Here is a 26,304-nt window from a genome sequence, read left to right as displayed (position 1 = left end):
AAAACATTTACATTTCTGAATGTCTTTAATAATCTAGGATTTTTAATTTTTAGGGTTCATCGTTCAAAAAACGCCTTTTCCCGACAGCCCCTTTTACCTAATCCCAAGTTTTCCATATATCAGGCTCAAATCCTACCGTAGCTTGCTTGCCGTTTCGTACAATCGGGGTTTTTATGAGTTTTGGATTATCAAGCATTATTTCTTGAATTATTGCTTCACCCCTGATTTTATCGAGATTTTTTTCTAAATATAAAGGACTGCTTTTGTCCAACATAGCAGCAAGCCCTACTGCGCGCTTTACACTTTCAAACTCGCCTTTACTCATTCCAAATTTCACAATATCAACAGCTTGATATTTTTGTCTTCTCTCTTTAAAGTAACGCTCAGCTTTTTGTGTATCAAAGCACTTTTTTTTGCCAAAAATTTGAATGTTCATTTTTTCACCTTTCTTTCATATAAAAGGGTTCTTTTTTTACAAGCTAAACCTACTTTTAATGATAAAATATAACTAAGCTAAATGGAAGGGGAAATAACTTTGGAGAAATATAATTTGATGAGCCTTTCAAAAGATGAATTAGTAGCCATGTTAGCCACATTAATGGATAGACTAACAGAAAAAGAAAGGCTGGATTTTGTTTCAAAATGGATGGGCCCACAGGCAGCATTAGAAGATGCAAATGAATCTAATGGAATCACCTTTATAAAGAAAGTTGAGCTTTTTTGCCAAGACACCTTGGATGGAATATATTTCACAGAAAAAGATGATGAAGATTATTATGATTATGACTACGATGAATACTATGATAAATTATGTGAAATTGATGAAAGTGAGTGGGGAAGAGAATTTAAAAAGCTCTTAAAAATTTCAGTAATTTATTCTAAAAACAAACAGTATGATGTTTCATATTTGGCCCTGGATAAATTGCTAAGCTGTATCCATGAAGCTGAAGTAGATGATAGTATTTTAGGATTTAACGCTGAAATGGATTATATAGAAGTGGACTGGGAGGAAGTTTTTTCAGAATACTATATTTCCATGAAAAATCAGTTATCAGACAAAAGAGAATTTGCATTTAAAGCAGTAGATGTATGGATGAATCATGGATTTGAATATACTGAAAATATTTTAAGTAATATTGATGATATTAATAATTTTGATGAAGCTATAAGGAAAAATATTGAAGATAATATGGATTCCTGGACTTTACAATATGACCTTTATTTACTCTTGAAAAAACTATACCTAAGACTTAACCTTAGGTTTGATGATATTGCTGTAGCCAAAAGCCTTGCTTGTCATAACCCCAATTTTTTAAATAATATAGCACAAGGATATATAGAGTTAGAAATGTGGGATGAAGCCATTGAGATTTTAAGGAAAGGTCTAAGGGAAGTTTCAGACCAACAAGTGATTTCACAAATAAACAGAAAATTGCTAGATTGCTTTGAAAAAATCAATATGCTAAATGAAGGATATGACCTAGCATTTAGAATGCTTTTAAACAAATATAGCGAAGAATTATATCTAAAAGCTAGAAACATTGCCATTAAAATGAATATATTAGAAGAATTTATAGAAAATATAGAAACTCATCTAGAATCGAGCAATTGGCATGACTCTACAACCACTTTGCTGAAAATATTATCATTTGAAGGGCATACCTCAAAGCTTATTGACATTACTTTAAAATCAGAGGGCTACTTGTCATATGATTACCTAAAATACACTGTCAAATCCCTTGTTTATAGGGCTTTAGAATCTGAAAATGATATATCTTTTGATTTAAAAGAGTTTTTAGAAAAAATTGAAAACAAAAATATCCCAGGAATTTATAATATGATAAAAATTCCACTGACATTTGATGATAAAGAGATACTTCTTAGCAGTGCCACAGAGATTCTAAAACGGATGATAAAATTTCACATTAATGCTGCAAAGAGAAGTAGATATGCAACAGCAGCTTACTATATGTCAATAATAAAAGGAATTAGTATATATTTAGATAAAGAGGAAGATTTTAATCAGTATTATGAGGAAATTCTCATGGAAAACAAGAGAAGAATAGCTTTAAAGGATGAGATGAAAAGTAGGATATATTAGAAAATCTAGGAATTTACAAAGAATTTGAATAAAGTTCTTACAGTATAATACATGAATTCATAATCTAAATTTTAACCGTGTGCAATTCGACTCCTTTAGAAATTAAGAGAGAAAAAATCAATCAGAACAAGCAAATGGAAAAGAAAGAGCTTCGGCTAAAAAATAATAAAACCAAGAAGACCTATCTATGATTAAAAAATCAAAGACAGGTCTTTTTTAAATCTACTTAAAATATCCAATTACCTTACCATTTATCATCACATCTTCTATTTTCATCTGTATAGGTTCGTAATTTGGATTTTCAGATATTAAAAGAACGGTATCTCCCATTAACATAAATTTTTTCATTGTAGCTTCCTGCTCAATAATAGCTATAACTATATCACCGTTACTAGCAGTATTTTGCCTATGGACAATAACATGGCTTCCTTTTTCAATCCCTATTCCACTCATACTATCACCAGTTACTCGGAGGGCAAAAGTATCATTCGGAGAGATTATCCATTCTTTTGGAATCGTAAAAAATTGATGATACTCATTATTAACGAGTATCGGAGCCCCAGCTGCCACATCCCCAGCTATTGGGATTTTGATTGAATCAGAATACTCAATTGAAAGCTCAGAATCAAGCTCGCATATATCAATTGATTCATTATCCTCTTTTTCAAAAGAATAGGAGTAATTTCTATTATTTTTCAAATTGAAATATACTTTAGTTTCTTTCTTCTCAGGTAAAAAATTAGGCTGGCATTTTGGAATATCCTGTATTACCTCTTGATTTCTATTAATTATTAAAATTTCAAGACCATCAGTAATTATTCCATATCTGACATCCTTATTAGCCTCCATATAGCTTTTTAGCTGCTCTAAGCCAGATTCAATCCCATAACCAAATTTCTTAGTCTCAACAAATAAATAAGGTCTTAGTTCATTATTGAAGAATATATTAACAGCAATATCAACATATCCAGTTGATGAAAAGTTTTGAACTGGATACTCAAGGATTAATAGATCTAGGGGATAACCATATACTTCAATTAATTCCCGAATAATCCACTGCCTTATCAGTTCTTCTTTTGAATTAAGATCATATATCTGATTTGTAAGCTTATAATCTGGAATAGCAATAGATTGAAAAGGCCTTAGAGAGCAATCCCTTTTGATCCTAAGATCTGCATTATCTATCTCTTTTATAAATTTAGAAGGCTTTCCAACAGTACTCATATAAAGCAGTTCGTTTGCCCTAGTCATACCAACATAGAGAAGCTTTCTCTCTTCAGAATCTATTTGACTTGTATCATCGCTATTATACAGCTTTGTATTTGGGATAATATTTTCATCTAGATTAACTAAAAATATAACCTTAAACTCAAGCCCTTTTATGGAATGCATTGTAACAAGCTTTATTTTATCTGAATCAAAATCAGGTTCATTTTGGTTTAAAATCTCACATGGAACATTACTTGAATTTAAGCCAGACTCTATATTCTCGATAAGTCTAATCTCCCTTGCAACAATACAAATATCAGAAAGATTATAGTCATTCCTAAGCTCTTCTATTTCACTCAAGATAAAAGAAAGCTGATTTTGTTGATCCTTAAAATACTTGTATATAGGTGGGCTTCCCTGCCTATCAATAAGAGAAGGTTTTACAAAATCTACATTATTTTTTATAGCATCATCTTGCTCAATTAGATTATAAGCTGCTGAAGATATCTGAGTAGTAGTCCTATAGTTTTTTGTAAGAATTCTACTCTTACCACTCATATCAAACCCTATAGTGGTAAAAGGTCTCCCTTTTCCAAGCCAAGAATGGGAATATATACTTTGAGTGTTGTCTGCAACAAACATAATTGAAGAATATTTTTTCTCACTATATATAGCTTTCAAAAACTCAAGTTGAACCCTTGTTAAATCCTGACTTTCATCTATTATTATATGTTTGAACTTTTTTTGAGGATAAAGCTGAGCCTGCTCATAAGCCATTATATTCATGGTTTTAAAATCAACAAAACCTTTATGAAGCAGTATTTTGTCATAACAATTCATAAGCTCAAAAATTGCAGCCCTAGTATCCGAATTTTTTAATAGCTTTTGTGGAGTATTTCCAACACCATTCATTCTTCCAATTCTATCTATATTTTGATAAGTATCTAAATCAACTATATTACAAGATTTTATCCAGTTGATTTCGTCGATTAAAAAAGAACTATTTTTAGGGGAAAGTATTTTTATCCCTTCATAATCCTTGGATACAGACTCTATAGCCTGTCCTATTGCTTGGAATTCAGAATACTTGTCCGAAATCTTATAATTTGCTTTATTTCTTTTTTTATATTGGATAAAATACTTAAACATCAGACTGTCAATTGTACTTATTTCTATTTCCTTGTCTTTGTTCATTAGAGATTCAAATTCCATTTGACCCTCATCTTCAACCTTGTTGTACTGATATTTTATATAATTTAGAAGAGTCTTGTTAAAGGTCACAAGTAGAACATTGTCTCCAGGTTCACTGCAGTAATGTCTTAACAAATGAGGTATTCTTTTTACGGAAACTGTTGTTTTTCCAGAACCAGCAACTCCCTTTACAAGCATATGTCCACTAGGTTCTAGCTCAATTATTCTCTTTTGCTCCATATTAAGCTTCATAAAAACCTCCCCAATCCCCTAATCCCCTATAAAATAAAAATTATCTATAAATTTCTGTATATAAATGAATATAATATTTATTCACACAATTTTTCTAATTATAACACAATTTAATGGTAAAATATAACTAAGTTAATAAAGTAGGATAATCCTAAAAATCACTTTAGGTATTAAATTAAATTTTACATCATTGATGATAATAAGTAAGGATAAAGATTTCATTAAAAATTTAAATTTTTATTATAAGACTTAAAGATAAACAAAATATATCTATAACTTTAAACTAAGTAAGTCTAAAGTACTGTAATTATCATAAAGAAATTTTAAATTTTGGTCATATATTTGAGAATCAAAATCTTTTTCCATATCTTTTTCAATTAAGGATTTTATTAATTTTGATTTCTTAGAATCTATTGTAGCAACGCTTGTACCTTTAACTTCACCATCTATTGTATTATAGAAAACTAAGTTTACTAAATATGGATATTCATTTTTAATTGAAGGAGAAAGAGAAAGATAAGGTGAAAAGGGAGTATCTATCCAATATTCCGTTCCAAACTTAAAAAAGAAGAATATAATTCTATTTATGTAGGCCAATTCGAATTGAAAATATCCTGAGGTCATATTTTCTACTTCTCTCTCAGTAGGATTTTGATATCCTATGAAAAGAAAGATACAATTACTAAATATATCAGCTTTAATAATTTCAAGTCCTTTGAGATTGTCATACTTTTTTCCTACTTCGTATATATACATATTATTGCTCCCTTCTATTAACATTTATATGAAATAAAATCATTAAAAAAGTACTTGTATTTTGGACCTGATATTAAAGTATTATTAATAGATATTACCCAAATTTATTATTTGAATAAACAGTTTAAGTAAGATTGTAATATTTATTAAAAGAGATTAGAATTAAGTCCCTTTTGCTTAGATAATCTAATAAATTTCTAAAAATCTTAAATATATATTTTAGTTTGAATTATATGAATAATAAAAAAACAAAAGTGTATAAATATAGGCATATAGAATTATTTAAGATGAATATAAAAGTACTAAGATTAAACTGTAAAAGGGGTTTTTAAAATGACAGATATAAAATTTTTATTTGAAAATCTTTTTAAGAAACACAAAATTATTTTACTCATAATGCTGAGCCCATTTATACTAGTCGGAGGATTTAAATTATCCCCTTTTGTTAATGAGGTTGTTACAACGTTCTTTGTAATGAGTGTACTTATATATTTTGGTGGATTATACATACTTTTAAAGCAGATGGTTAAGATTGAATATCAGTATGACGAAGCTTTAAGACAAATAGACAAAGACACTACATTTGTTGAGATAAATAACATTTTGAATAAATACGATGATTTAAAAAACTTATTTATGGATTTTAAAAAATCGCTTAGAATGATTAGTAATTTAAATGAAGAATCTGGAGTTCTGAAAACAGAGTATTATGCAACTGTAGACGTAGAGGAATACTTTAATGAGGATTCCTTAATATATAAGAAAATATATAGCAAAACATTAAATTTTATACCACAAATATTAACAGGTCTTGGGATATTTGGAACATTTTTAGGAATAGTACAAGGAGTATCAGGATTAGGTAATGAAATGGGAAGTAATGAAATACAATCAGCTATAACAAAATTACTTTCTGGAGTGGAAGTATCCTTTAGAACTAGCTTATATGGTTTAGCTTTTTCTATTGCTCTAACAGTTTTAACTAAAATAGTTTTTGATATTATTATAGGAAAATCAAATAAATTGAATGAATTTATTAACAATAGTTTGACGAAAAATATTCAAAAAGAAGGTTTAAAAGAATTAGAAAAAGAGCTACAAAAACAGACTTCTTCAATAGAAAGATTGGCAACTGATATTTCACAAGAACTTGGTAGCAAAATAGATGCATCACTAGATGAAACAATGAGAAAAGTCAATGAAAATATAAGTGTAATTACACTGGGAATGAAAGAAGTATTTGAAAACTCTATAATTGAAAATATATCTCCAGCACTTGAAAAATTAAGTAGAGTTTCAGAAGAGCTTGGGAATAGACAAGAGCAAACATCTGATAAATTTATGCATGATGCAATAGCCAGAATTGAGGAAGTTATAAGCGTTGGAACTCAAAATGAAATTGAAAAATTAAAATTATCCCTTGAAGTAATGTCTGAAAAAAATAATGAATATCTTGAAAAATTTACTGAAGGAATGAACAAATTAGATTCATTATTTAGTTCTCAAAAAGAATTAATAGAAGGAACTAATAATTCAGTAGATAATATAAATGCTTCAAGTGAAAGTATACAAACTTTACAAAGCAGTTTAAATATCTTGATATCTGATATTGGATCTATAAGTAATAAAAATAATAAATCTATTGAGAATATTGATCTTACTTTTGAAAAAATAAAAAATCTATCAATTGAACAATCAACTGTAATTGAAAACCTAGCTGGAATGATAGATAAATCATATGAGTATAGTAAATTACAAGATAATTACATGAATAAAATAGAAAGCTCTACTATGCATATAACAAATAGCATAGATAGCTCTAAAATATATATAGAAAATATGGTTTCAGATATGAAGAGTTATTTAGATAACTTTAAAATGATGCGAGATATTTCTGGAGATATAATAGAAAAAATGAACTTGAACTTTAATAATATAATTTCAAATTTAGAAAATTCTTCAGAAATTTTAAACAATAATATAGAAACTGTTAATGATGAAATTTTAAACAATGTTTCAGATGTAACCAATGAAATTTCCAGCATAACTAAAGAACTACACACATTCTATATAAATATGAGTATTTTAACCGATAGAATAGAAAATTTCTCTCAAGTTGAAGAAACAAGTCAAGAACTTTGGAGGACATATAAAGAATCTTTTGAAAACTTAAATGAAAATATAAATGAAGGAATAATAAACTATACTGTGGCAATTAAGAAAGGAACAGATCAAGTTTTCTTGGAATATGATAATAAAATTGCAAATGCAGTAAGCCAGCTAAAAGGTTTAATTGAAAGCTTAAATGACACAATGGAAAGTGTTAGCGAAAGTTTTGAATCAATAATTAGCACAAATACTGAAATAACTTAATTAAAGGTTAGGTGATGCAGTTGGGAAGAAAAATTAATAAGGAAGAGGATACTAATTATTGGATTTCATTTAGTGATTTAATGGCAGGAATGTTAATAATTTTTATATTACTTTTCATTTTTAGAATGTTAGATTATAGCCAAAGCTCTGAAAAATTGAATGAAACTCAAAGAGAGCTAGAGGAAACAAAAAAAATTGTTTTAGAGCTTAGTGGAACTAGAGCAAAAATAATAGCATTGCTACAAGAAGCTTTTGAAAAAGAAAAAATAGATATTGCTGTAGACATAAACACAGGTTCAATAATGCTTAGAGAAGGTGTATTATTTGATGTTGCTAAGAGCCAAATGAAAGATGAAGGGAAAGAATTTTTAGAAAGATTTATTCCAGTATATTTGAGGATTTTATTAGAAAATGAAGAAATAAATCAAGAACTGGCTGAAATAATCATTGAAGGTCATACAGATGATGTGGGTTCCTACATATACAATTTAGGGCTGAGTCAAGATAGAGCGTTTAATGTGGCAACATTTATCTTAAGTGATGAATTTGAATACAATCACAAAGAAAAATTAAAAAAATACTTAACGGCAAATGGTAAAAGTTTCTCAAATCCAATATACAAAGACAATGAAATTGATAGAGAGAGCAGTAGACGTGTTGTTTTAAAATTCAGGTTAAAAGAAGAAGAAACTTTATTAGAAATAAATAAACAGTTAGAAGCGGGAGGAAGAAACAATGAGTAAATTTCCGCTTCCAGATTTTTCAGAATACAAACCTCATTATATAGAAAAAAGCATAAAGGAATTAGAAAAATCAAAATTACACTCTTCTAGTTTTTTAGAAAAATCGCAAACAGATAATTACCAAATTGCCATAAATAATTTAAAAATCAACAAAAAACTCAGTAAAAAGGAAATAAAGCTTCTATCATATCATATGGCATCTATTGAAACCTTAGGCTTGTTTATGGACTATTATAATACTTTTGTTTTAAATATAAATGATTTTATTAATAGCTTTACCATAACTAGGCAGTTTATATGTTTTTTGTACAATGGAATTTCTTCAGATCATAAGGAGCGTATATTTATGGTTTTGAAGATTATTACAAATAAGCAAAAAAATAAAAAACCTAGATATAGAAAAGTTTTTTCAGCAATAATATCCTCTACTTCATTAGATGACTTCTTAAAATTAGTTCAACAAGAATTTTATGAAATATCTAGCATTATAGATATTGATGGATTATCAAGACAGTACTTTTTAAAGTCAATAGATGGATTTTATCATAATTGCATATCGAAATTCATATGCAAAAATCACTTAAGTGAAGATTTGTGGCATTTTCACATTTCAAGTATAAACAATTTTAAACTAGAAAACAAAAAAAATCTATTTAAAGATATTATGAATTTGTACAAAGAAAATTATGATATAAAATCATATCCGAGTCATTGGTTTAAACTGATAGGTAAAGAACTAGGAGATCCATTTGAACCTGTAAATCAAAGGTGGACTGGATTGGAAGAAGAAAAAGAAATATATAGAAGGTGGAATGTATCTGAAAATATAGATAAATTTTTCGATGAAATAGTTCGTGGAGATAAGGATAGAAAAGATTACTGGAGACAATATATTAATAATATCTATAGAATTGAATACTTTGAGCAGGCATCTAAAGCATTAGTAATGGAATTTGAAAAACATATATTTGTTGAATTTGCGACTATTGGTAACGCTATGTACTATTATAATAAAAAGGATATCTCAATAGATAAGATAAAAATAGACTTAAGTTCAGGTAGATATAGTTATTCAGTATCCTCTAAAACATCATATTTAAAACAAAGAGAACTAGCAATAGATAAATTAAATCATGCTGGTTATTGGCAGTACAAATGTGATTATATTATTAAATCTTTAGGATATGAGAAAAGTAGGTGGATATAGTGGGTTTTTTAAAAAGTGTAAAGAATATATTAAATAAGAAAGAAAATGATTTGAGATTTAATATAAGTTTTGATAAAGAGTATATATTGATTGAGCCGGATATAGAAATAGATAATCATTCTGAGATTTTAGATTTAATTAATATGTATAATATTGAAACTCAGAATAATAAACTATTTATAGATTATAAAAGTATATATGATTTATATTTTGATGAATTGGGAAATGAAATAAAAATTTATGAATATTTTTCTTTGCCAGATTTATATAGAGGATTTATAGAAATATCAAATATAAATAACTTTATTCAAGACAAAAAAGTTCTTTATGAGTTTCGTATCGAAGATTACGATGGGAAATTTGAGTTACTAAATGGAAATATATTATATAACTTTACCACGGATGAAAAAAGAATATTATCTCCAAAGCTTTATGAACTTTGCAATACAATAATTTCATACAACAAAGATGAAAATTTAAATATGGATGTACCATCACAATTTGATTTGCTTAGAAAAATAAAAGATTCCTCAGAAGAAGTAAGTATAGTGTTAAATCAAAGATTAAGAGATGAGCAAAAACCTATTATAATAGATAAAATTGTTGTTGATTTTATAGATAATGGAGAGACACTGAAAATATTTCCTCAGTTATCGGAAGAAGGGGCAGTTAATCTAGAGTTACTTGAAAAAATTGACAATCATAACGAAGTTTTAGAATTTTATACGGCAAACATTAATGGAGAGAATGTTAAATTTGTAATTAAAAATAAAGAAGCGTTAAGAAAGATTAAAAAAAACAAGGAATTAAGAGGGGAAGATCGTTTAAAAGTATTAAGCGGAGACAGTGAACTTTTTCAAGATGATAATATAGATTTGTCAAGATTTGGACCAAGGGTTACAGGGATTGGATATTTAAGCTATAGAACTTATCCTGATATGAGAAACAATGGGGACTTGAATTGGGGAGAAGAAATCACAGAGGCTCCACATTTTTATGTCGGAAGCAGGAAAGTTATTCTAACTCCAAAACTTCTACCAGAACTTGAAGATAAGTTAAAAGAAATGAATGAGAAGAATTTAAAAGTAGTAGAAATAGAAATATTAAATGAAGAAAATGAATCCTGCAAAGTCATACTTACTGATGAACAATTGAAAAATGAAATCCAAAAAATCAAAAACTCTATTATATCTCCAACAGAAATCAAAAACAAGAATATGATTTCTGATATTTTGGATGTTTATGATGAAATACCAAAAGATGATAAATATATACCTATAAATGGGAAGTATGTTGAAAAATTTGATAAGGAATTTTTTAAAAATAGAATTGACGAACTAAGAAACAAAAATGATGGAAAAAAGGAAAAGGCAAAAACTTTAAAAGTATACGAAAACTTAAAATTGGCAGAATATAGAGAAGACAGTGAGAATAAATCCCACATGATTAAAGCAGAAATCTCATCATTACTCAAAGAAAATATAGATTTATTTGAATACCAGAAAGAAGCTTTACTAAAACTTCAAAATCTATACCAACAATCACCATTAAATGGTTTTTTATTGTGTGATGATATGGGTCTTGGAAAAACAATACAATTATTAACCTTTTTAGGATGGCTAAAAGAAAAAAATGAGCTCTCACCTTCACTGGTAGTTGCTCCTAAAAGCCTATTAAACAACTGGGACAATGAAAATGGAGATGGTGAAATACAAAAGTTTTTTAAAAGAGATAGCTTTAAAACAATGAAAATATCTTCAAAAATAAAAGATAGCGACATAGAAAAAATTAAAAATAGTGACATAATATTTATAACATATGATTCATTGAGAATAAATAATATAATGATGGGAACCATTAAATGGAACGTAATGATATGTGATGAGGCCCAGAAAATTAAGAATCCTCAAACTCTTGTTACAGTTGCAACAAAAGCTCAGAATGCCCTTTTTAAAATAGTTTGCAGTGCTACTCCGATTGAAAACAGTCTGATAGATCTATGGAATTTAGTAGATTACAGCAAACCAGGATTACTCGGCTCTATGAAAGAGTTTAAAACTCAATATATGAAAAGAATTGTAGATAATAACATGGATAATCTTGAAAATATAAATATAGAATTACAAAATAAAATTAGTGACTTTTATATAAGAAGAGAAAAAGAAATATTACCTAAAAGCCTACCTAAAAAAATAATTAAAATTTACAAAACAAGAGCTAATCAAAATGAATTAGAAGCAATAAGTCAGATAGTTCATACTGAATCGAACCAACTCACTTTAATTCAAAAGCTATTAACAGCCTCAAATCATGTAGACTTACTCTCTGATAATAATGCACTAGAAGATGATGTAGAAACAATAGTAAATAGATCTTCTAAACTTAAAGTATTAAAAGAAATTATGAATGAAATTAAAATATTAGACGAAAAAACAATAATATTTACGAGATCTATAAAATTACAACATATGCTATATAGGTGCATTGATAGTTGGTATGGAATTAAACCAAGGATAGTAAATGGAAAAATTGATAGCCTAGATAAAAGAACGAAATTAATTGATGAATTTAGAAGAGATAATGGATTTAGTGCAATAATATTATCTCCAGATGTTGCTGGTTTCGGAATAACATTAACAGAAGCTAATCATGTGATACATTTTAGCAGATTATGGAACCCTGCAAAAGAAGATCAAGCCACAGATAGAGCATATAGAATTGGCCAAACAAAAGATGTAACCGTTCATTATCCAATACTCTCATTTGAAGAAGATAATGTATATAAGTACGATGACTTCTTTGAATATGTAGAAAATAATATGGAAATTAACGATGGGAAGCTATCCCCAGAAGAAAAACTTAATATACTTATGGCTAGGAAAAAAAATATGTTGCTAAAATTTTTCTTAGCAGTTGGAAATACCGATATAAATCATAATGAATTTTTCACTTTTGAAAAGAATGAAAAAAACGAAAAAACCCCTTTATCGATATCTGATATACAGAGCAATATAATAGATGCGTTTGAGTTTGAAACATTGATTTCAATATTACTTGAAAGAGAAGGATATAAAACATTTTTGACTTCCCAATCAAATGATAATGGAGTAGATGTGGTTTGCTTTAAAAATAATGAATTGACTTTGGTTCAATGCAAAAAAGTTAAGAAATTGAAAGCAATAGAAGTAATAAAAGATTTACTGTATGCAAAAGAAAACTATATAAAATATTTAAAAATGCCCAAAATAAATCTTGCTATAGCAACAAATACTACAGAAATTCCAGATAAAATATTAAATAACAAAGACATTACATTAATTGATGGAGATAAAATAAACACTTTGCTTAAAACTTACAAGGTTTATAAAGATGAAGTAGACATTAAAAATGAAGACAGGTATTCATTTGAGAGAATAAAATATGAGTTAAGTGAACTTGAAAATAATTTCTAATAATTGAGTATTTCTGTTATTAATTATACACCTACAACCAAAGTCTTATATATGAGATAATAATCATAGATAAGACTTTTTTTATTCAATTATAAATCTCGATATACAACTAATTATTCACTAGCCAAAAACATATACATAAAATATTGACTAAGACAATAAAGAGTTATATAATAAAATTGACTTAGTCAATAAAAGAATAGAGGTGAATGCTTGATAGGATTAGAATTTGTTCTTGGCCTATATAATATGCAGCACGTAGAACTAGCAGAAAAACTAGGAATAAAAAAACAAAATATCAATATGTGGGTCAAGCAAAAGCAAAACATCCCTAAAAAATATCTTCCAGTATTAGAAGAACTCTTTCAAGTGGATAAAGACCTCTTATCAAGAGAACTCACAGAACTTGAAAAACTAGAAATTCAAAAAGAAAAGCTAAAAAAAGACCTACAACCAGTGATAACAAAACATGAAAAAAGATTTCAAATAGATGATGGCAGTAATCTAGCAGAAGTCCCTATATATGATAAAAAAGAGATAAATAGTATTGAAAATGAAATAGAAAAAGAAAAACTCCTAATCAAACTAAAAGAAGCAATGGACATAGTTCCTTACAATCCCTACATGGATACCTATAAGCTTTTAGTTCATCTTATGGAAAAATCACAGCATGAATCAATACTACACAAGACCATACAGGCTTTAGCACACTATTTAGAGGTACTGCCAGAAGACATAACAACTGATGAAGCACAAGAAGAATATGAAGCAGAAATATTTGAGATATTTGATGACTACAACTATTAATTATTGATAAAGATTTTAAAGGGATCGAATTCGACTCCTTTACGATTAAACCTTTCATAGATATAACAAACATAATAAATAAACATAAACTAAGGAGGAAATAAAATGGCAACTACAGGAAACATAGGATTTGAAGAGACACTCTGGAAAGCAGCCGACAAGCTAAGAGGAAGTATGGATGCCAGCGAATACAAGCACGTAGTACTAGGACTAATATTTCTAAAATACATCTCAGATAAATTTGAAACAAAATATGAAGCACTACTAGCTGAAGGAGAGGGTTTCGAAGAAGATAGAGATGAATATGAATCAGAAAACATCTTCTGGGTTCCAAAAGAAGCAAGATGGGGATTCATCATGGACAATGCAAAAGACATCAAAATAGGACAGCACATAGACGATGCCATGATACTCATAGAAAAAGAAAATCCTACACTAAAAGGTGTACTAGATAAAAGATACGCAAGACCAGAAATAGACAAAAGAAGACTAGGAGAGCTCATAGACCTCATATCAACTATAAAATTACACAATAACGATGAAAAAGACCTACTAGGAAGAGTATATGAATACTTCCTAGGACAGTTTGCATCAGTAGAGGGCAAAGGTGGGGGAGAATTCTACACACCTACTAGCATAGTAAAAACCCTAGTAGAAATGTTAGAGCCATACAAAGGCCGAATCTATGACCCTTGCTGTGGATCGGGGGGAATGTTCGTACAAAGCGAAAAATTCGTAGAAGAGCACCAAGGAAAAGTAGAAAACCTATCCATCTACGGACAAGAAATGAACTCAACCACATGGAAACTATGCAAGATGAACCTAGCAATCAGAGGGCTAGATGCAAACCTAGGCGACCATCACGCAGACACCTTCCACAACGATATGCACAAAACCCTCAAAGCAGACTATATCCTTGCAAACCCACCATTTAACATAAGTGACTGGGGAGGCTCTCAGCTTACTGACGATGTGAGATGGAGATATGGAACACCACCAGCAGGCAATGCAAACTACGCATGGTTACAGCATATGGTATATCACCTAGGACCAAATGGCTCAGCAGGAATAGTATTAGCAAATGGTTCCCTCAGCTCAAACACATCAAACGAAGGCGAAATCAGAAAAAACCTACTAGAAGCAGACCTAGTAGATGCTATAGTGGCACTGCCAGATAGACTATTTTACTCTACAGGAATCCCAGTATCACTGTGGATACTAAATAGAAACAAAGAAAACAATCCAAACTATAGAAATAGAAAACACGAAGTCCTATTTATAGATGCTAGAAACCTAGGACAAATGATAGACCGTAGACATAGAGAACTATCTAGCGAAGGCGAAAATAACGATGTATCAAAAATAGCAAATGTATACCACCAGTGGAGAAACAAAGAAGGAAGCTATGAAGATATAAAAGGATTCTGCAAATCAGCCAAAATAGAAGAAATAAGAGAACATGAATACGTACTTACTCCAGGAAGATATGTAGGAATAGAAGACATAGAGCAAGATGGCATACCTTTTGAAGAAAAAATGGAAAACATGACAGCAGAACTAGCAGAACTATTCGCAAAATCACGCCACCTTGAAGATGAGATAAGAAAAAATCTTGGAGGTATTGGGTATGAGTTTTAAAGAAACAGAAATTGGCTTAATTCCAAATGATTGGGAATTAAAGAAGTTAATAGATGAAGTTGTAATAACTATGGGACAATCACCTAAGTCGGAATTTTATAATACTACTTCAGAAGGAGTTCCTTTTATGCAAGGGAGAACAACTTTTGGTGAAAAATTTCATTCGATAGATACTTGGTGCACTGATCCCAAAAGATTTGCACAAAAAAATGATGTATTAATGAGTGTAAGAGCACCTGTTGGAGATGTAAATATAGCAACTAGGGATTTATGTATAGGGAGAGGATTATGTAGTTTAAGAATGGAAAATGGTAATAATGAATATTTATATTATTTACTGAAAAACTATATAGATATAATTATTAGTAAAGAGTCTGGAACTGTGTTTGGTTCTATTAATAAAACTAGTATAGAGACATTAAAATTACCTTTCCCATCTTCTAAAGAACAAAAAGCCATCGCCCACATCCTATCAACCCTCGACGAAAAAATCGAGGTAAACAACCAAATCAACAAAACACTAGAAAACATCGCACAAACAATATTCAAGCAGTGGTTTGTAGATTTTGAATTCCCTAACGGGGATGGAGAACCATACAAATCCAGTGGCGGAGAAATGGTCGAAAGTGAGTTAGGAATGATTCCTAAGGGATGGGAAGTAAGTAATTTTGATAAAGTAATAAAAATTACTAGTGGGAAAAGACCTAAGGAAAGAGAAGAAGTAAAGCAAAATAATCATATATATCCATTAGTTGGAGCCAGTTCTATTATGGGATATACAACAGAATACAATTTTGATGAAGAAATAATAGTAATTGGACGTGTTGGAACACATGGAATTATTCAAAGATTTAAAGATAAAATTTGGGCTTCAGACAATACTTTGGTAATTAAATCTATTTTTATTGAATATACGAATCAAATTTTAAAAATAATTGATTATAAATCATTAAATAGAGGTTCTACACAACCATTAATAACACAGACAGACATTAAAAATCACAAAATTATTTTTCCATGTGAATCAATATTAAATAAATACGAAGAAATAGTAAGTGTAAATAGTGAAATGATTGATATGAAGAATACTGAAAATCAGAGGTTAAAAGAACTTCGTGACTCTCTCCTTCCAAAGCTTATGTCAGGAGAGATACGAGTACCAATAGAGGAAAACTAATCTGAGGTTGAAAGGGGGATATCAGCATTGAGTTTTTTAGAGAATTTTACTGAGGATTTGCTAGAAGAAGCAGCTATAGAGATATTACAGAGCTTGGGATATGAGTATGTATTTGGTCCAGATATATCCCTTGGTGGGGATTATGAAGAGCGTCTAGACTATAGAGAGGTAGTGCTAAGTAGCAGAGTCAAAGATGCTCTATTTAGAATCAATAAAGGCATACCTGCTGAGGCACTAGAAGAAGCATATAGAAGAATCATAACATTTAACAGTCCTATGCTAGAGGAAAATAATAGAAGCTTTCATAGATTACTGACAGAGGGGATAGACGTTTCATTTGCAGAGGATGGAAATATAAGGACGAAGAATGTTCAGATAGTAGATTTTAGTGAAGAAGGAATGAAAAACAATGAATTTCTAGTAGTGAATCAGTTTACTATCATTGAAAATGAGGAAAGAAGACCTGATTTAATAATATTTATTAATGGGATTCCTCTAGTACTTATAGAGCTAAAATCAGCAAGTGATGAAAATGTAGGAATAGAAAGTGCCTATAACCAAATACAGACCTACAAAAAAGACATTCCTAGTCTTTTTAACTATAATGCATTTTGCATACTTTCAGATGGAATTAATGCAAAGGCTGGGACTATCACATCAAACGAAGAGCGTTATATGAACTGGAGAAGTATAGATGGCAAGGTAGTAGAGCCACTTACTAACCCCCAGTATGAAGTGATGTTTGGAGGGATGCTCCAAAAACACAGACTTCTTGATATTATAAAAAACTTCATTTTATTTCAAGAATCAAGCGTAGATGAAAAAGATGAAAACGGGAAAAAACTAGGAGATAAAAAGTCCATAATAAAGATAATGGCAGCTTATCACCAGTATTTTGCAGTAAAAAAAGCAGTAGAAAAAACCAAAGAAGCCACCAAAGAAGACGGAGATAGAAAAATTGGTGTTATTTGGCATACCCAAGGTTCTGGCAAGAGCTTTTCAATGGTTTTTTATACAGCAGGACTAGTAAGAGAGCTAAACAACCCCACAATAGTTGTAATCACTGATAGAAATGACCTTGATGATCAGCTTTTTAGCACATTTTCAAAATCGCAAGATATATTAAGGCAGACCCCAAAACAAGCAACTATGAGAAAACTAACAGATAGCCAAAAGGCTACTATGAATGGCAATAATTCAGTGGAAGTAAATGGCTTATTTGACCTATTAAATGAAAGAGAATCTGGGGGAATTATATTTACAACTATACAGAAATTCAAACCAGAAGAAGGAGAAATGCCAGTACTTACAGATCGTAAAAACGTAATAATAATTGCAGATGAAGCCCATAGAAGCCAATACGGACTAGAAGCTCAGGCAGACACAAAAACAGGAGAAATCAAATATGGATATGCAAAGTATCTTCGAGATGCACTTCCAAACGCTTCTTTTATAGGGTTTACAGGGACACCTATTGATCTAGAAGATAGGTCAACTACAGCAGTGTTTGGACATACTATAGATACCTATGATATGACTAGAGCAGTAGAAGATGATGCAACAGTAAAAATATACTACGAAAACCGTATCATCAAACTAGAAGCAGATGAAGAACAGCTAAAAGCCATAGATGAAGAATTTGATGAACTCACAGAAGGACAAGAAGATATAGAGAAGGAAAAGAACAAAGGTAAATGGTCCAAAGTAGAAGCTATAGTTGGCTCTCCCAATAGAATCAAAAAATTAGCAGAAGATATAGTAAATCACTATGAAGAAAAATCAAAGGCTATAGACGGTAAAGCAATGGTAGTTTGCATGAGCCGAAAGATATGTGTGGAGCTATATGAGGAAATAGTAGCCCTTAGACCAAGCTGGCATAGTGATGATGACAACAAGGGAAAGATAAAGGTAGTAATGACTGGAAGTGCTGCTGACAATGAAAGACTTCAAAAACATATAGGGGGCAAGCAAAGAAGAGATACCCTTGCCAAGAGAATGAAAGATAACAGTGATGAACTAAAGATAGTAATAGTAAGGGATATGTGGCTCACTGGATTTGACGTTCCATCAATGCATACTATGTATATAGATAAGCCAATGCATGGGCACAATTTGATGCAGGCTATAGCTAGAGTAAATAGAGTATTCAAAGAAAAATCTGGTGGGGTAGTAGTTGACTATATAGGAATACTAGAAAGTCTAAAATCTGCTCTAAAGCAATACACAGATAGCGATAGGGGAACTACTGGAATCAACACTGATGTAGCTATAAATGTGATGCTAGAAAAACTAGAAATCCTTCAAGATATGTTCTATGGATTTGATTACAGCGCATATATGGGGACATCACAGGTTCAAAGGATAAGAGCAATCACAGGGGGTATGGATTTTGTACTTGGACTAGAAGAAGAGGATCAAAAAGAGTTCAAGAAAATAGCAGTAGAGCTTTCAAAAGCCCACTCCCTATGTGCAGCTACAGAGACAGGAAAATCCAAAGCCCTAGAAGTGAGTTATTTTAAAGCAGTAAAAGCAAGTCTAGTAAAGCTAGGAGAGAGGGGTAAACCTAGCCTAAGCAAGAAAGAAATAGATGCAAGAATTCATCAAATGCTAGAGAGATCTATAATCTCAGAGGAAGTCATAGATGTATTTGATGCTATGGGGCTAAAAAGACCAGATGTATCAATATTATCAGAGGAATTTTTAGAAGAGGTAAGGGAGCTAAAACATAAAAACCTAGCAGTTGAAATGCTAAAAAAATTACTAGAAGGAAATATAAAGGCAATAGAAAGGACAAATTTAGTAAAATCTGAAATGTTTTCAGAAAAACTAAAAAAATCCTTAAATAAATATCGCAACCAAGCTATCTCAAACGCAGAGGTAATAGAGGAGCTTATAAGGTTAGCCCATGAACTGAAAAAAATGAAAGAAGAGCAGGGAAATTCAGGGATGAATGAAGATGAAATAGCTTTTTATGATGCCCTTACAGCGGAGGATATAGTAAAGGAATTCATGGAAGATGAAACATTAAAGCAAATAGCAAAAGAGCTGACTATATCTATAAGGAAAAACATAACCATAGACTGGAGCGTCAGAAAAAGCGCCCAAGCAGGAATGAGAAAAATCATCAAACGACTCCTTAGAAAATATGACTATCCACCAGAGCAAGCAAAAAAAGCAATGGAAACAGTGATGAGACAGGCAGAAAAAATGTGTACAAACCAAGTTGATTATTTCCTATTCGACAAGGTGGCTGAGAAGGAAGATAGGTATTAAGAAGTTCTGAAACAAAATATTAGGGAAATTTCAAATTTATAAATTACTCAGATCTTTACAAATATACTTATAGAATTGAATACTTAAGTATATTTGTAAAGATTATATTATAGATAATTAGCTGTTGTTAGAATTTGGGATGGGAAAACTGAAAAATAAATTTCACATAAGATGGGGGATATCATGGAAAAATTAATTGACTTTGTTAAAACAGAATTTCCAAAGGATGCCTTAGAAATTCAATATGGGATAGAACTACTAAATCAATGTATAGGTGGTAGTGTTGAAAGTATTAAAAGTGCTTTTAGCACTGCTATAGATAATAGAGACTTTGAAAAACTCAATAATTTACAGGAAAATCTGAAAACTATTGATGATCTTCAAAATACTCTTGATAAGTATATAGACTTATTACAATTAGAAGATAGTGTTGAAGAAGATATAATAAAAATGGAAGATTTAGATAAAGATCTAAAAGAACTTCCAGATTATGAGTCTCTAAGAGTAGATGAAAACATTCCATATACCCTATATGATGACTTTACTTATAAAAGACCATCTGGGTTTGAGATTTTTGGAATTAGATATTACTGTAAAGACTGGAAAGATGTTTTAGTAAGTACTTGTGAGATATTAGCTGAAAACGATATGTTGAAATTTCAGAGTTTTCTGAATGACAAAACTATGCAAGGTAGAAAGGTAAATTATTTCTGCAAAAACAAGGAAGATATTAGAGCTCCTAGAAAAATAAATGGAACAAATATATATGTTATGACAAATATGAGTGCAAATCAAACTAGAAATGTAATTGAGAGAATGCTTAGAAAATATAACATAAGAATAAATGACTATAAGCTGTTTTTAAAAGCAGATTATTCTTCAAGGCATGAATAGCAGGGGGTTTTTATGTCAAAAATAAAGCTTGCAGATTTTTATTATGGAGCTGTATTATCAATTAAAAACTAGGTCTAAACATATTATACGAGGGGGATTGGAATGAAAGAACTTGTAGATGTTTTATTAGAGATTAGAAATCAATTAGAGGAATTAAATTCAAAAATAGATGGACTTACATCCTCAGGAACAACTTCATTAGATGAGGTAGTAAACGCTATTGAGGATTTAAAGAATAATAACGGATATGAATTAGGTGATATTAAAACTAAATTAGCATTTATTGACACTGCAGTTGATTCAATTGAAACATCAATATCTTCAATAGATACTGCTGTGTACTCTTTAGATTTAAAAATAGATTATTGAAGCCGGGAAGCCACTGGGAAGTTTTATATCACCTATGATCGCATTTTTCAAAATTGAGTAATCTATATACAAATTTAGAAGATATTTACGAACAATAGATATTTTGGATCAAAAATTAAAAGCTGGATTAATGAAAATTGGATTAGAAAATAAAGATATATCTGTAATTTCTAGAGTTATAAAAAATGCTTTAGAGGAAAATCTAATTAAAGCAGTAGATCCAACAACTGAACTAAGATATTTGAAGTATATACCTTTTGGGGGATAAATTAACTTGCTGTTAACTTGCAAAAGCATAGATTAGAATCTGCGGAAACGTATCTATTTTTCCGGTTTTCATCAAAAAGATTATATGGGGAGGGGATAGCTATGAAATTTGGGATGAGAATACCAAGTCTTAAAAAACGTATATCAGCTAGAACTAGTGTAAAGAGACAAATAGTTCATAGAGCTGGACTGAAGATGCCTAGGGGGTATGGATGGGTTAGAGATCCAAAGAAATATATGTACAACAAGGTATATAACAAAACTTCTTTTGATATATTTAAAGTAATAAAAAAGCTTCTGAAGTAGAAATTTTAACAAGTTAGAATATAGAAAAAAATCTGAACTATTAACACTGAGTTAATAGCTCAGATTTTTTTTGAAAGTATATATTAGGCTTAATCTTTATAAAAGATGTTATATGTTTTTTAGAATGGTATAATAATTATAAACCGGAAGAAAAGCTTTAGTCCGGGTTCTATTTGGAGGATATATCGATGGATATACTTTATGGAAATCCCATAATATTAGAATATAAGAGCACATTTACAAAGAGTTTACTTAAAGCTGTAAGTGCTTTTGCAAATTTCCATGATGGAAGGATTATTATTGGGATAAATGATGATAAAACTTTAATTGGAGTAGATAATCCTGAAGAATTAAGACTTAATATTGAAAATAGTATCAACGATAATTTGGAGCCGTGTCCATATTATGAAATTAGTACAAAGACAATTGATGATAAAACTATTTTGATTATTTCAGTGTATAAAGGTGATAATACCCCTTATACAGTTAACAATAAAGCATATAAAAGGTCTGATACCGCGACTGTTCAGGTAGACAAGTTCTTATATCAGAATCTTATTTTAGCAGGAAGAAATAAAGGATTTGATGGTCTTGCATCATCTGTGCAAGAACTGTATTTTAATTATTTAGAGTCAAAAATGAGAAAAATTTTAGGTATTAACTCTCTTTCAGAAGATTTACTAATCTCATTAGGTTTGATAGAGAATAGAAAATATAATAATGCAGCTGCTCTTTTTTCTGATGATAATCCAGTTGATTCTTCAGTTATACAAATGATTGCTTATAATGATAGGACTGTTTTGGGAATAAAAGATAGAGTTGAATCAAAAAATACGTCTATTTTAAAACAGTTTGACGAATGCTTGGACTTTTATAAAAAGCACATAAACATATCAGAAATTATAGATGGGGCATACAGAAAAACAGTTGAAGAAGTGCCACTAGTTGCATACAGGGAATCTATTGCGAACTTATTAGTCCATAGAGATTATATGAAAAATGTTGATTCCAGGATTGAGATATTTTCAGATAGGATAGAGATAGTATCGCCAGGAGGTCTTCCAATTGGAATTCTTGAAGATGAATATCTTGAAGGGAGAATATCAATACCTAGAAACAGAATTATAGCGGATATTTTCCTAAGGTTAAAAATAATTGAAAAGTTAGGAACAGGTATAAGAAGGATTAAAGAATATTATAGAGAGTATGACACTAAGCCAGAGTTTATAATCACTGAAAATAGTATTACGGTTATACTTCCTAGAATAAATAAAGAGATTAAAAAGGTTAATGAAATAAATCTAGATAGGTTAAATAGTAATGAGTTGCTGATATATTATATTATAAAAGACAATGGAAAAATAAATAGAAAGGATATTGAAAATAAAGTAGATTTGAAAAAATCTCAGATACTTCAGATAATAAATAACCTAAGAGAATACAACTTGGTTATAAAGACAGGTCAAGGGATTAATACCGAATATATGATAAAATAAAGGACTAATAAAAGAGGTAAATATAGAAAATAAACTTTTAGATAAATTAAAAAAAATAACTATCCATGAAAGGAATTAATATGAGCGGAAATCTTAGAAGTAATATAAAAATTGGATCAAAAGTAAAGGTAGTTCAAAAGCAGGATCAAAGATCTGGAAAGCTAACTGAAGGGGTAGTGAAAAAAATCCTGACCAATTCTCCTAATCATCCTCATGGAATTAAGGTGATGCTTGAAGATGGAACTGTGGGAAGAGTAAGTGAAATCATAGGTTAGAAAAGGGGAGATGGGGGTTATGGAAAAGAATCTGGAGAAATTACGGGTATAAATCCAGATACAGTTGAACAAATTAAAAAGGACTTTGTGACATCCCTGAATAATCCTCAGATTCTAAGCCCTACATTTTATTTAGCAGTAGAAGAAGCAGAAATAGATGGAAAAGTTATTTTATACATTAACGTTCCTGAAAGTTCTCAGGTTCACAGATGCAAAGGCAAAATATTAGATCGAAATGAAGATGGCGATTTTGATATTACAAATAATACAAATCTAGTATCTAGACTTTATATGAGAAAATAAACCACATATACAGAAAATTTAATTTTCCCATATGCGGATATGAATGAGCTAGAAAATGAATTATTTACAAGGGTCAGAAAAACTGTTGAAAATATGAGACCGGGGCATCCTTGGATTTCTATGAATAACATAGATCTTCTGAAAAGTGCAGGAATGTTTTTGAAGGATCAGAGTACAGGTAAACAAGGTATCACACTTGCAGGTATTTTGATTTTTGGCAGTGAACTTATTATACAAACAGCCCTCCCACATTATAGAACCGATGCGATATTGAGAAAAGAAAATTTAGACCGCTATGATGCTCGTTATGATATTAGAGTCAATCTTTTGAGAAGCTATGAAAGGCTAATGCATTTCATTGCAAAGCATCTCAATGATAAGTTTTATCTCGAAGGTGATCAACGTGTGAGCTTGAGAGATAAGATTTTTAGAGAAGCTATTTCAAACTTGCTAATTCATAGAGAATTCTCCAATCCATTCCCTGCTAAGCTGATTATTGGAAGAGACAAAGTTAATATAGAAAATGGCAATAAGCCTCATGGAAATGGAATGATTGATCCGGAAGACTTTTCACCATATCCTAAGAATCCCAAGATTGCAAAGTTCTTTAAAGAAATCGGTTTGGTTGGTGAACTGGGTTCAGGTGTTAGAAATATATATAAATATAATAAGATATACTCTGGTGCAGATCCTGAGTTTATAGAGGGAGATGTCTTTAAGACGGTTATTCCACTAACAGCTAATTTGGGAGCACATGTTAGTGAACATGCTGGTGAACATGTTGAAACAATAGATATGACCCCGAAAATACTAGAGTTTTGCGAAAATCCTAAAACAAGAATAGAAATTCAAGAGTTTCTAGGTATAAAAAGTAGAAGTTATTTTAGTCAAAAAGTACTCAAACCTTTAATTAAAGGAGGGCTTTTAAAGTTAACTATTCCAGATAAACCCAAAAGCCCAAACCAAAAATACTATTCCGATAGATAAGGAAATTTTTCATTACAAGAAGCTGAAAGGGCTTTTTGTAATAAAAAATCCAATAAAATGGTAGAAAAGGGGAGGTTGGGATACAGGTTCTGTTCATGCATGTGGGCATAATATACAGGTGGCAGGGATGCTTGGAGCTGCACTTGGATTAGTGAAAAGTAATATACTCGACCAGTTATCTGGAAAAATAACTATAATGGGGACTCCAGCTGAAGAGTTTGTAGAGATAGGATATAGGTCAGAACTTAGAAAAGATGGTAAAATCAAATATTTTGGTGGCAAGCAAGAGTTAATTAGAAAAGGATATTTTGATGATATTGATATATCTATGATGTTTCATGCCCTTGATATGAAAGACAAGGATGTTCTTATTGGTCCTGTTAGCAATGGATTCATAGGTAAAGATATAAGGTTTATAGGAAAAGAATCCCATGCTGGCTCTGCGCCTTGGGAGGGAATTAACGCTCTAAATGCTGCGAATCTTAGCATGAACAATATAAATGCTCAAAGAGAGACATTTAAAGACTCAGATAGAGTGAGAGTGCATCCAATCATAACTAAGGGTGGGGATATAGTGAACTCTGTTCCTTCTGAGGTAAAGATGGAGTCTTATGTAAGAGCAAGAACTATAGAGGGAATGCTTGATGCCAACAAAAAAGTGGATAGATCTCTAAAGGCTGGGGCTATTGCAGTTGGTGCAAGTGTGGAGATAAAAAGTATTCCTGGGTATCTTCCAATCCTTAGAAATAAATCTTTGGATAATTTGTTCAAGGAAAACCTAATATTTATAGGGCTAGATGAAAATGTGATTGTGGATGGTGGAGATTTTACAGGGTCTTTTGATTTTGGAGATGTATCTCATCTTATGCCTACAGTACATCCTATGGTTGGTGGAATCACAGGAAATCTTCATACAAGAGAGTATGAGATAGTGGATGAAGAGAAGGCATATATAATACCAGCTAAAGCTATGGCTCTAACTGTAGTGGATTTATTATTTGATGATGGAAAGTGTGCCAAAGAGATTTTGGAAAACTTCACGCCAGCCATGACTAAGGAAAGTTATTTGAGTTTTATGGAAAGCCTAGACAAAGTAGAGAATTTTGATGGAAACTAAAGCCGCGGGGACGTATCGGGACCAGTGAAAAAGTGGTCCTTTTCCCCTCTAAAATGTTAACAAGATTTCTTTAAATTCCATTTTACACCTAATAATTTGAAATTCCTCTTT

At 30.5% G+C, this 26,304-nt stretch carries 20 protein-coding genes and 1 pseudogene; 18 read left to right on the top strand and 3 right to left on the bottom strand.

What is annotated here, in order from left to right; genetic code table 11:
- Positions 1 to 97: 97 nt before the first annotated feature.
- A complete protein-coding gene (locus J2Z35_RS12955; RefSeq protein WP_209661828.1) occupies positions 98 to 436 on the bottom strand; it encodes an arsenate reductase family protein in 339 nt (112 codons plus the stop codon).
- A gap of 99 nt (positions 437 to 535) precedes the next feature.
- Here J2Z35_RS12955 and J2Z35_RS12950 point away from each other — a divergent pair, with 99 nt between their 5' ends.
- Positions 536 to 2,101, top strand: a complete 1,566-nt coding sequence (locus J2Z35_RS12950) for a hypothetical protein (RefSeq protein WP_209661827.1) — start codon at positions 536 to 538, stop codon at positions 2,099 to 2,101.
- Between the two features lie 222 nt (positions 2,102 to 2,323).
- Here the strand turns inward: J2Z35_RS12950 and lexA are convergent, their stop codons facing one another.
- Both lexA and J2Z35_RS12940 read right to left on the bottom strand, forming a co-directional pair.
- Positions 2,324 to 4,753, bottom strand: coding sequence for a transcriptional repressor LexA (gene lexA / locus J2Z35_RS12945; protein ID WP_209661826.1), 2,430 nt, complete (start codon positions 4,751 to 4,753; stop codon positions 2,324 to 2,326).
- Between the two features lie 270 nt (positions 4,754 to 5,023).
- Entirely contained in the window at positions 5,024 to 5,509 is a 486-nt protein-coding gene (locus tag J2Z35_RS12940) for a hypothetical protein (protein WP_209661825.1), read from the bottom strand.
- Positions 5,510 to 5,842: 333 nt separating this feature from the next.
- On the opposite strand from J2Z35_RS12940, the gene J2Z35_RS12935 reads away from it, so the two are divergent.
- The 17 genes and pseudogenes from J2Z35_RS12935 to J2Z35_RS12855 all read left to right on the top strand — a co-directional run.
- Positions 5,843 to 7,882, top strand: a complete 2,040-nt coding sequence (locus J2Z35_RS12935; protein WP_209661824.1) for a hypothetical protein — start codon at positions 5,843 to 5,845, stop codon at positions 7,880 to 7,882.
- 20 nt (positions 7,883 to 7,902) lie between these two features.
- Positions 7,903 to 8,625, top strand: a complete 723-nt coding sequence (locus J2Z35_RS12930; RefSeq protein ID WP_209661823.1) for an OmpA family protein — start codon at positions 7,903 to 7,905, stop codon at positions 8,623 to 8,625.
- Positions 8,618 to 9,832 carry an EH signature domain-containing protein gene (locus J2Z35_RS12925; protein WP_209661822.1) on the top strand — a complete coding sequence of 405 codons (1,215 nt, stop codon included), beginning with the start codon at positions 8,618 to 8,620 and terminating at the stop codon, positions 9,830 to 9,832. Before J2Z35_RS12930 ends, J2Z35_RS12925 begins: the two co-directional genes overlap by 8 nt.
- Positions 9,832 to 13,284, top strand: a complete 3,453-nt coding sequence (locus J2Z35_RS14910; protein WP_209661821.1) for an SNF2-related protein — start codon at positions 9,832 to 9,834, stop codon at positions 13,282 to 13,284. The genes J2Z35_RS12925 and J2Z35_RS14910 overlap by 1 nt, the downstream gene beginning before the upstream one ends.
- A 213-nt stretch (positions 13,285 to 13,497) precedes the next feature.
- Positions 13,498 to 14,091 carry a YdaS family helix-turn-helix protein gene (locus J2Z35_RS12915; RefSeq protein ID WP_209661820.1) on the top strand — a complete coding sequence of 198 codons (594 nt, stop codon included), beginning with the start codon at positions 13,498 to 13,500 and terminating at the stop codon, positions 14,089 to 14,091.
- A gap of 105 nt (positions 14,092 to 14,196) precedes the next feature.
- Positions 14,197 to 15,729: a class I SAM-dependent DNA methyltransferase gene (locus J2Z35_RS12910; RefSeq protein ID WP_209661819.1), complete on the top strand. Its 1,533-nt coding sequence runs from the start codon at positions 14,197 to 14,199 to the stop codon at positions 15,727 to 15,729.
- Positions 15,719 to 16,906, top strand: coding sequence for a restriction endonuclease subunit S (locus tag J2Z35_RS12905; RefSeq protein WP_209661818.1), 1,188 nt, complete (start codon positions 15,719 to 15,721; stop codon positions 16,904 to 16,906). The genes J2Z35_RS12910 and J2Z35_RS12905 overlap by 11 nt, the downstream gene beginning before the upstream one ends.
- A 27-nt stretch (positions 16,907 to 16,933) precedes the next feature.
- Positions 16,934 to 20,179, top strand: coding sequence for a type I restriction endonuclease subunit R (locus J2Z35_RS12900; protein ID WP_209661817.1), 3,246 nt, complete (start codon positions 16,934 to 16,936; stop codon positions 20,177 to 20,179).
- Positions 20,180 to 20,362: 183 nt separating this feature from the next.
- Positions 20,363 to 21,073, top strand: a complete 711-nt coding sequence (locus tag J2Z35_RS12895) for a hypothetical protein (protein WP_209661816.1) — start codon at positions 20,363 to 20,365, stop codon at positions 21,071 to 21,073.
- A 102-nt stretch (positions 21,074 to 21,175) separates the two neighbouring features.
- Positions 21,176 to 21,442: a hypothetical protein gene (locus J2Z35_RS12890; protein ID WP_209661815.1), complete on the top strand. Its 267-nt coding sequence runs from the start codon at positions 21,176 to 21,178 to the stop codon at positions 21,440 to 21,442.
- A gap of 130 nt (positions 21,443 to 21,572) precedes the next feature.
- Positions 21,573 to 21,710 carry a hypothetical protein gene (locus J2Z35_RS12885; RefSeq protein ID WP_209661814.1) on the top strand — a complete coding sequence of 46 codons (138 nt, stop codon included), beginning with the start codon at positions 21,573 to 21,575 and terminating at the stop codon, positions 21,708 to 21,710.
- A gap of 101 nt (positions 21,711 to 21,811) precedes the next feature.
- The gene (locus tag J2Z35_RS12880; protein WP_209661813.1) at positions 21,812 to 22,015 is read left to right on the top strand and encodes a hypothetical protein; all 204 of its coding nucleotides are present in this window, start codon (positions 21,812 to 21,814) and stop codon (positions 22,013 to 22,015) included.
- 188 nt (positions 22,016 to 22,203) lie between these two features.
- Complete coding sequence (locus J2Z35_RS12875; protein WP_209661812.1) at positions 22,204 to 23,511, top strand: RNA-binding domain-containing protein; 1,308 nt, start codon at positions 22,204 to 22,206, stop codon at positions 23,509 to 23,511.
- Between the two features lie 65 nt (positions 23,512 to 23,576).
- Entirely contained in the window at positions 23,577 to 23,786 is a 210-nt protein-coding gene (locus J2Z35_RS12870; RefSeq protein ID WP_330623482.1) for a YwbE family protein, read from the top strand.
- Positions 23,787 to 23,873: 87 nt separating this feature from the next.
- Positions 23,874 to 24,089, top strand: a complete 216-nt coding sequence (locus tag J2Z35_RS12865) for a hypothetical protein (protein WP_209661811.1) — start codon at positions 23,874 to 23,876, stop codon at positions 24,087 to 24,089.
- Positions 24,090 to 24,128: 39 nt separating this feature from the next.
- A complete protein-coding gene (locus J2Z35_RS12860; RefSeq protein ID WP_209661810.1) occupies positions 24,129 to 25,076 on the top strand; it encodes a Fic family protein in 948 nt (315 codons plus the stop codon).
- Between the two features lie 94 nt (positions 25,077 to 25,170).
- Positions 25,171 to 26,193, top strand: a pseudogene (locus tag J2Z35_RS12855) (M20/M25/M40 family metallo-hydrolase); the annotation flags it as partial.
- Between the last annotated feature and the right edge of the window lie 111 nt (positions 26,194 to 26,304).

It is taken from the genome of Acetoanaerobium pronyense (assembly GCF_017874355.1).
Taxonomy (GTDB): Bacteria; Bacillota; Clostridia; order Peptostreptococcales; family Filifactoraceae; genus Acetoanaerobium; species Acetoanaerobium pronyense.
The sequence above is the reverse complement of the archived record's forward strand: the minus strand, read 5'-3'. Positions and strand labels throughout refer to the sequence as shown.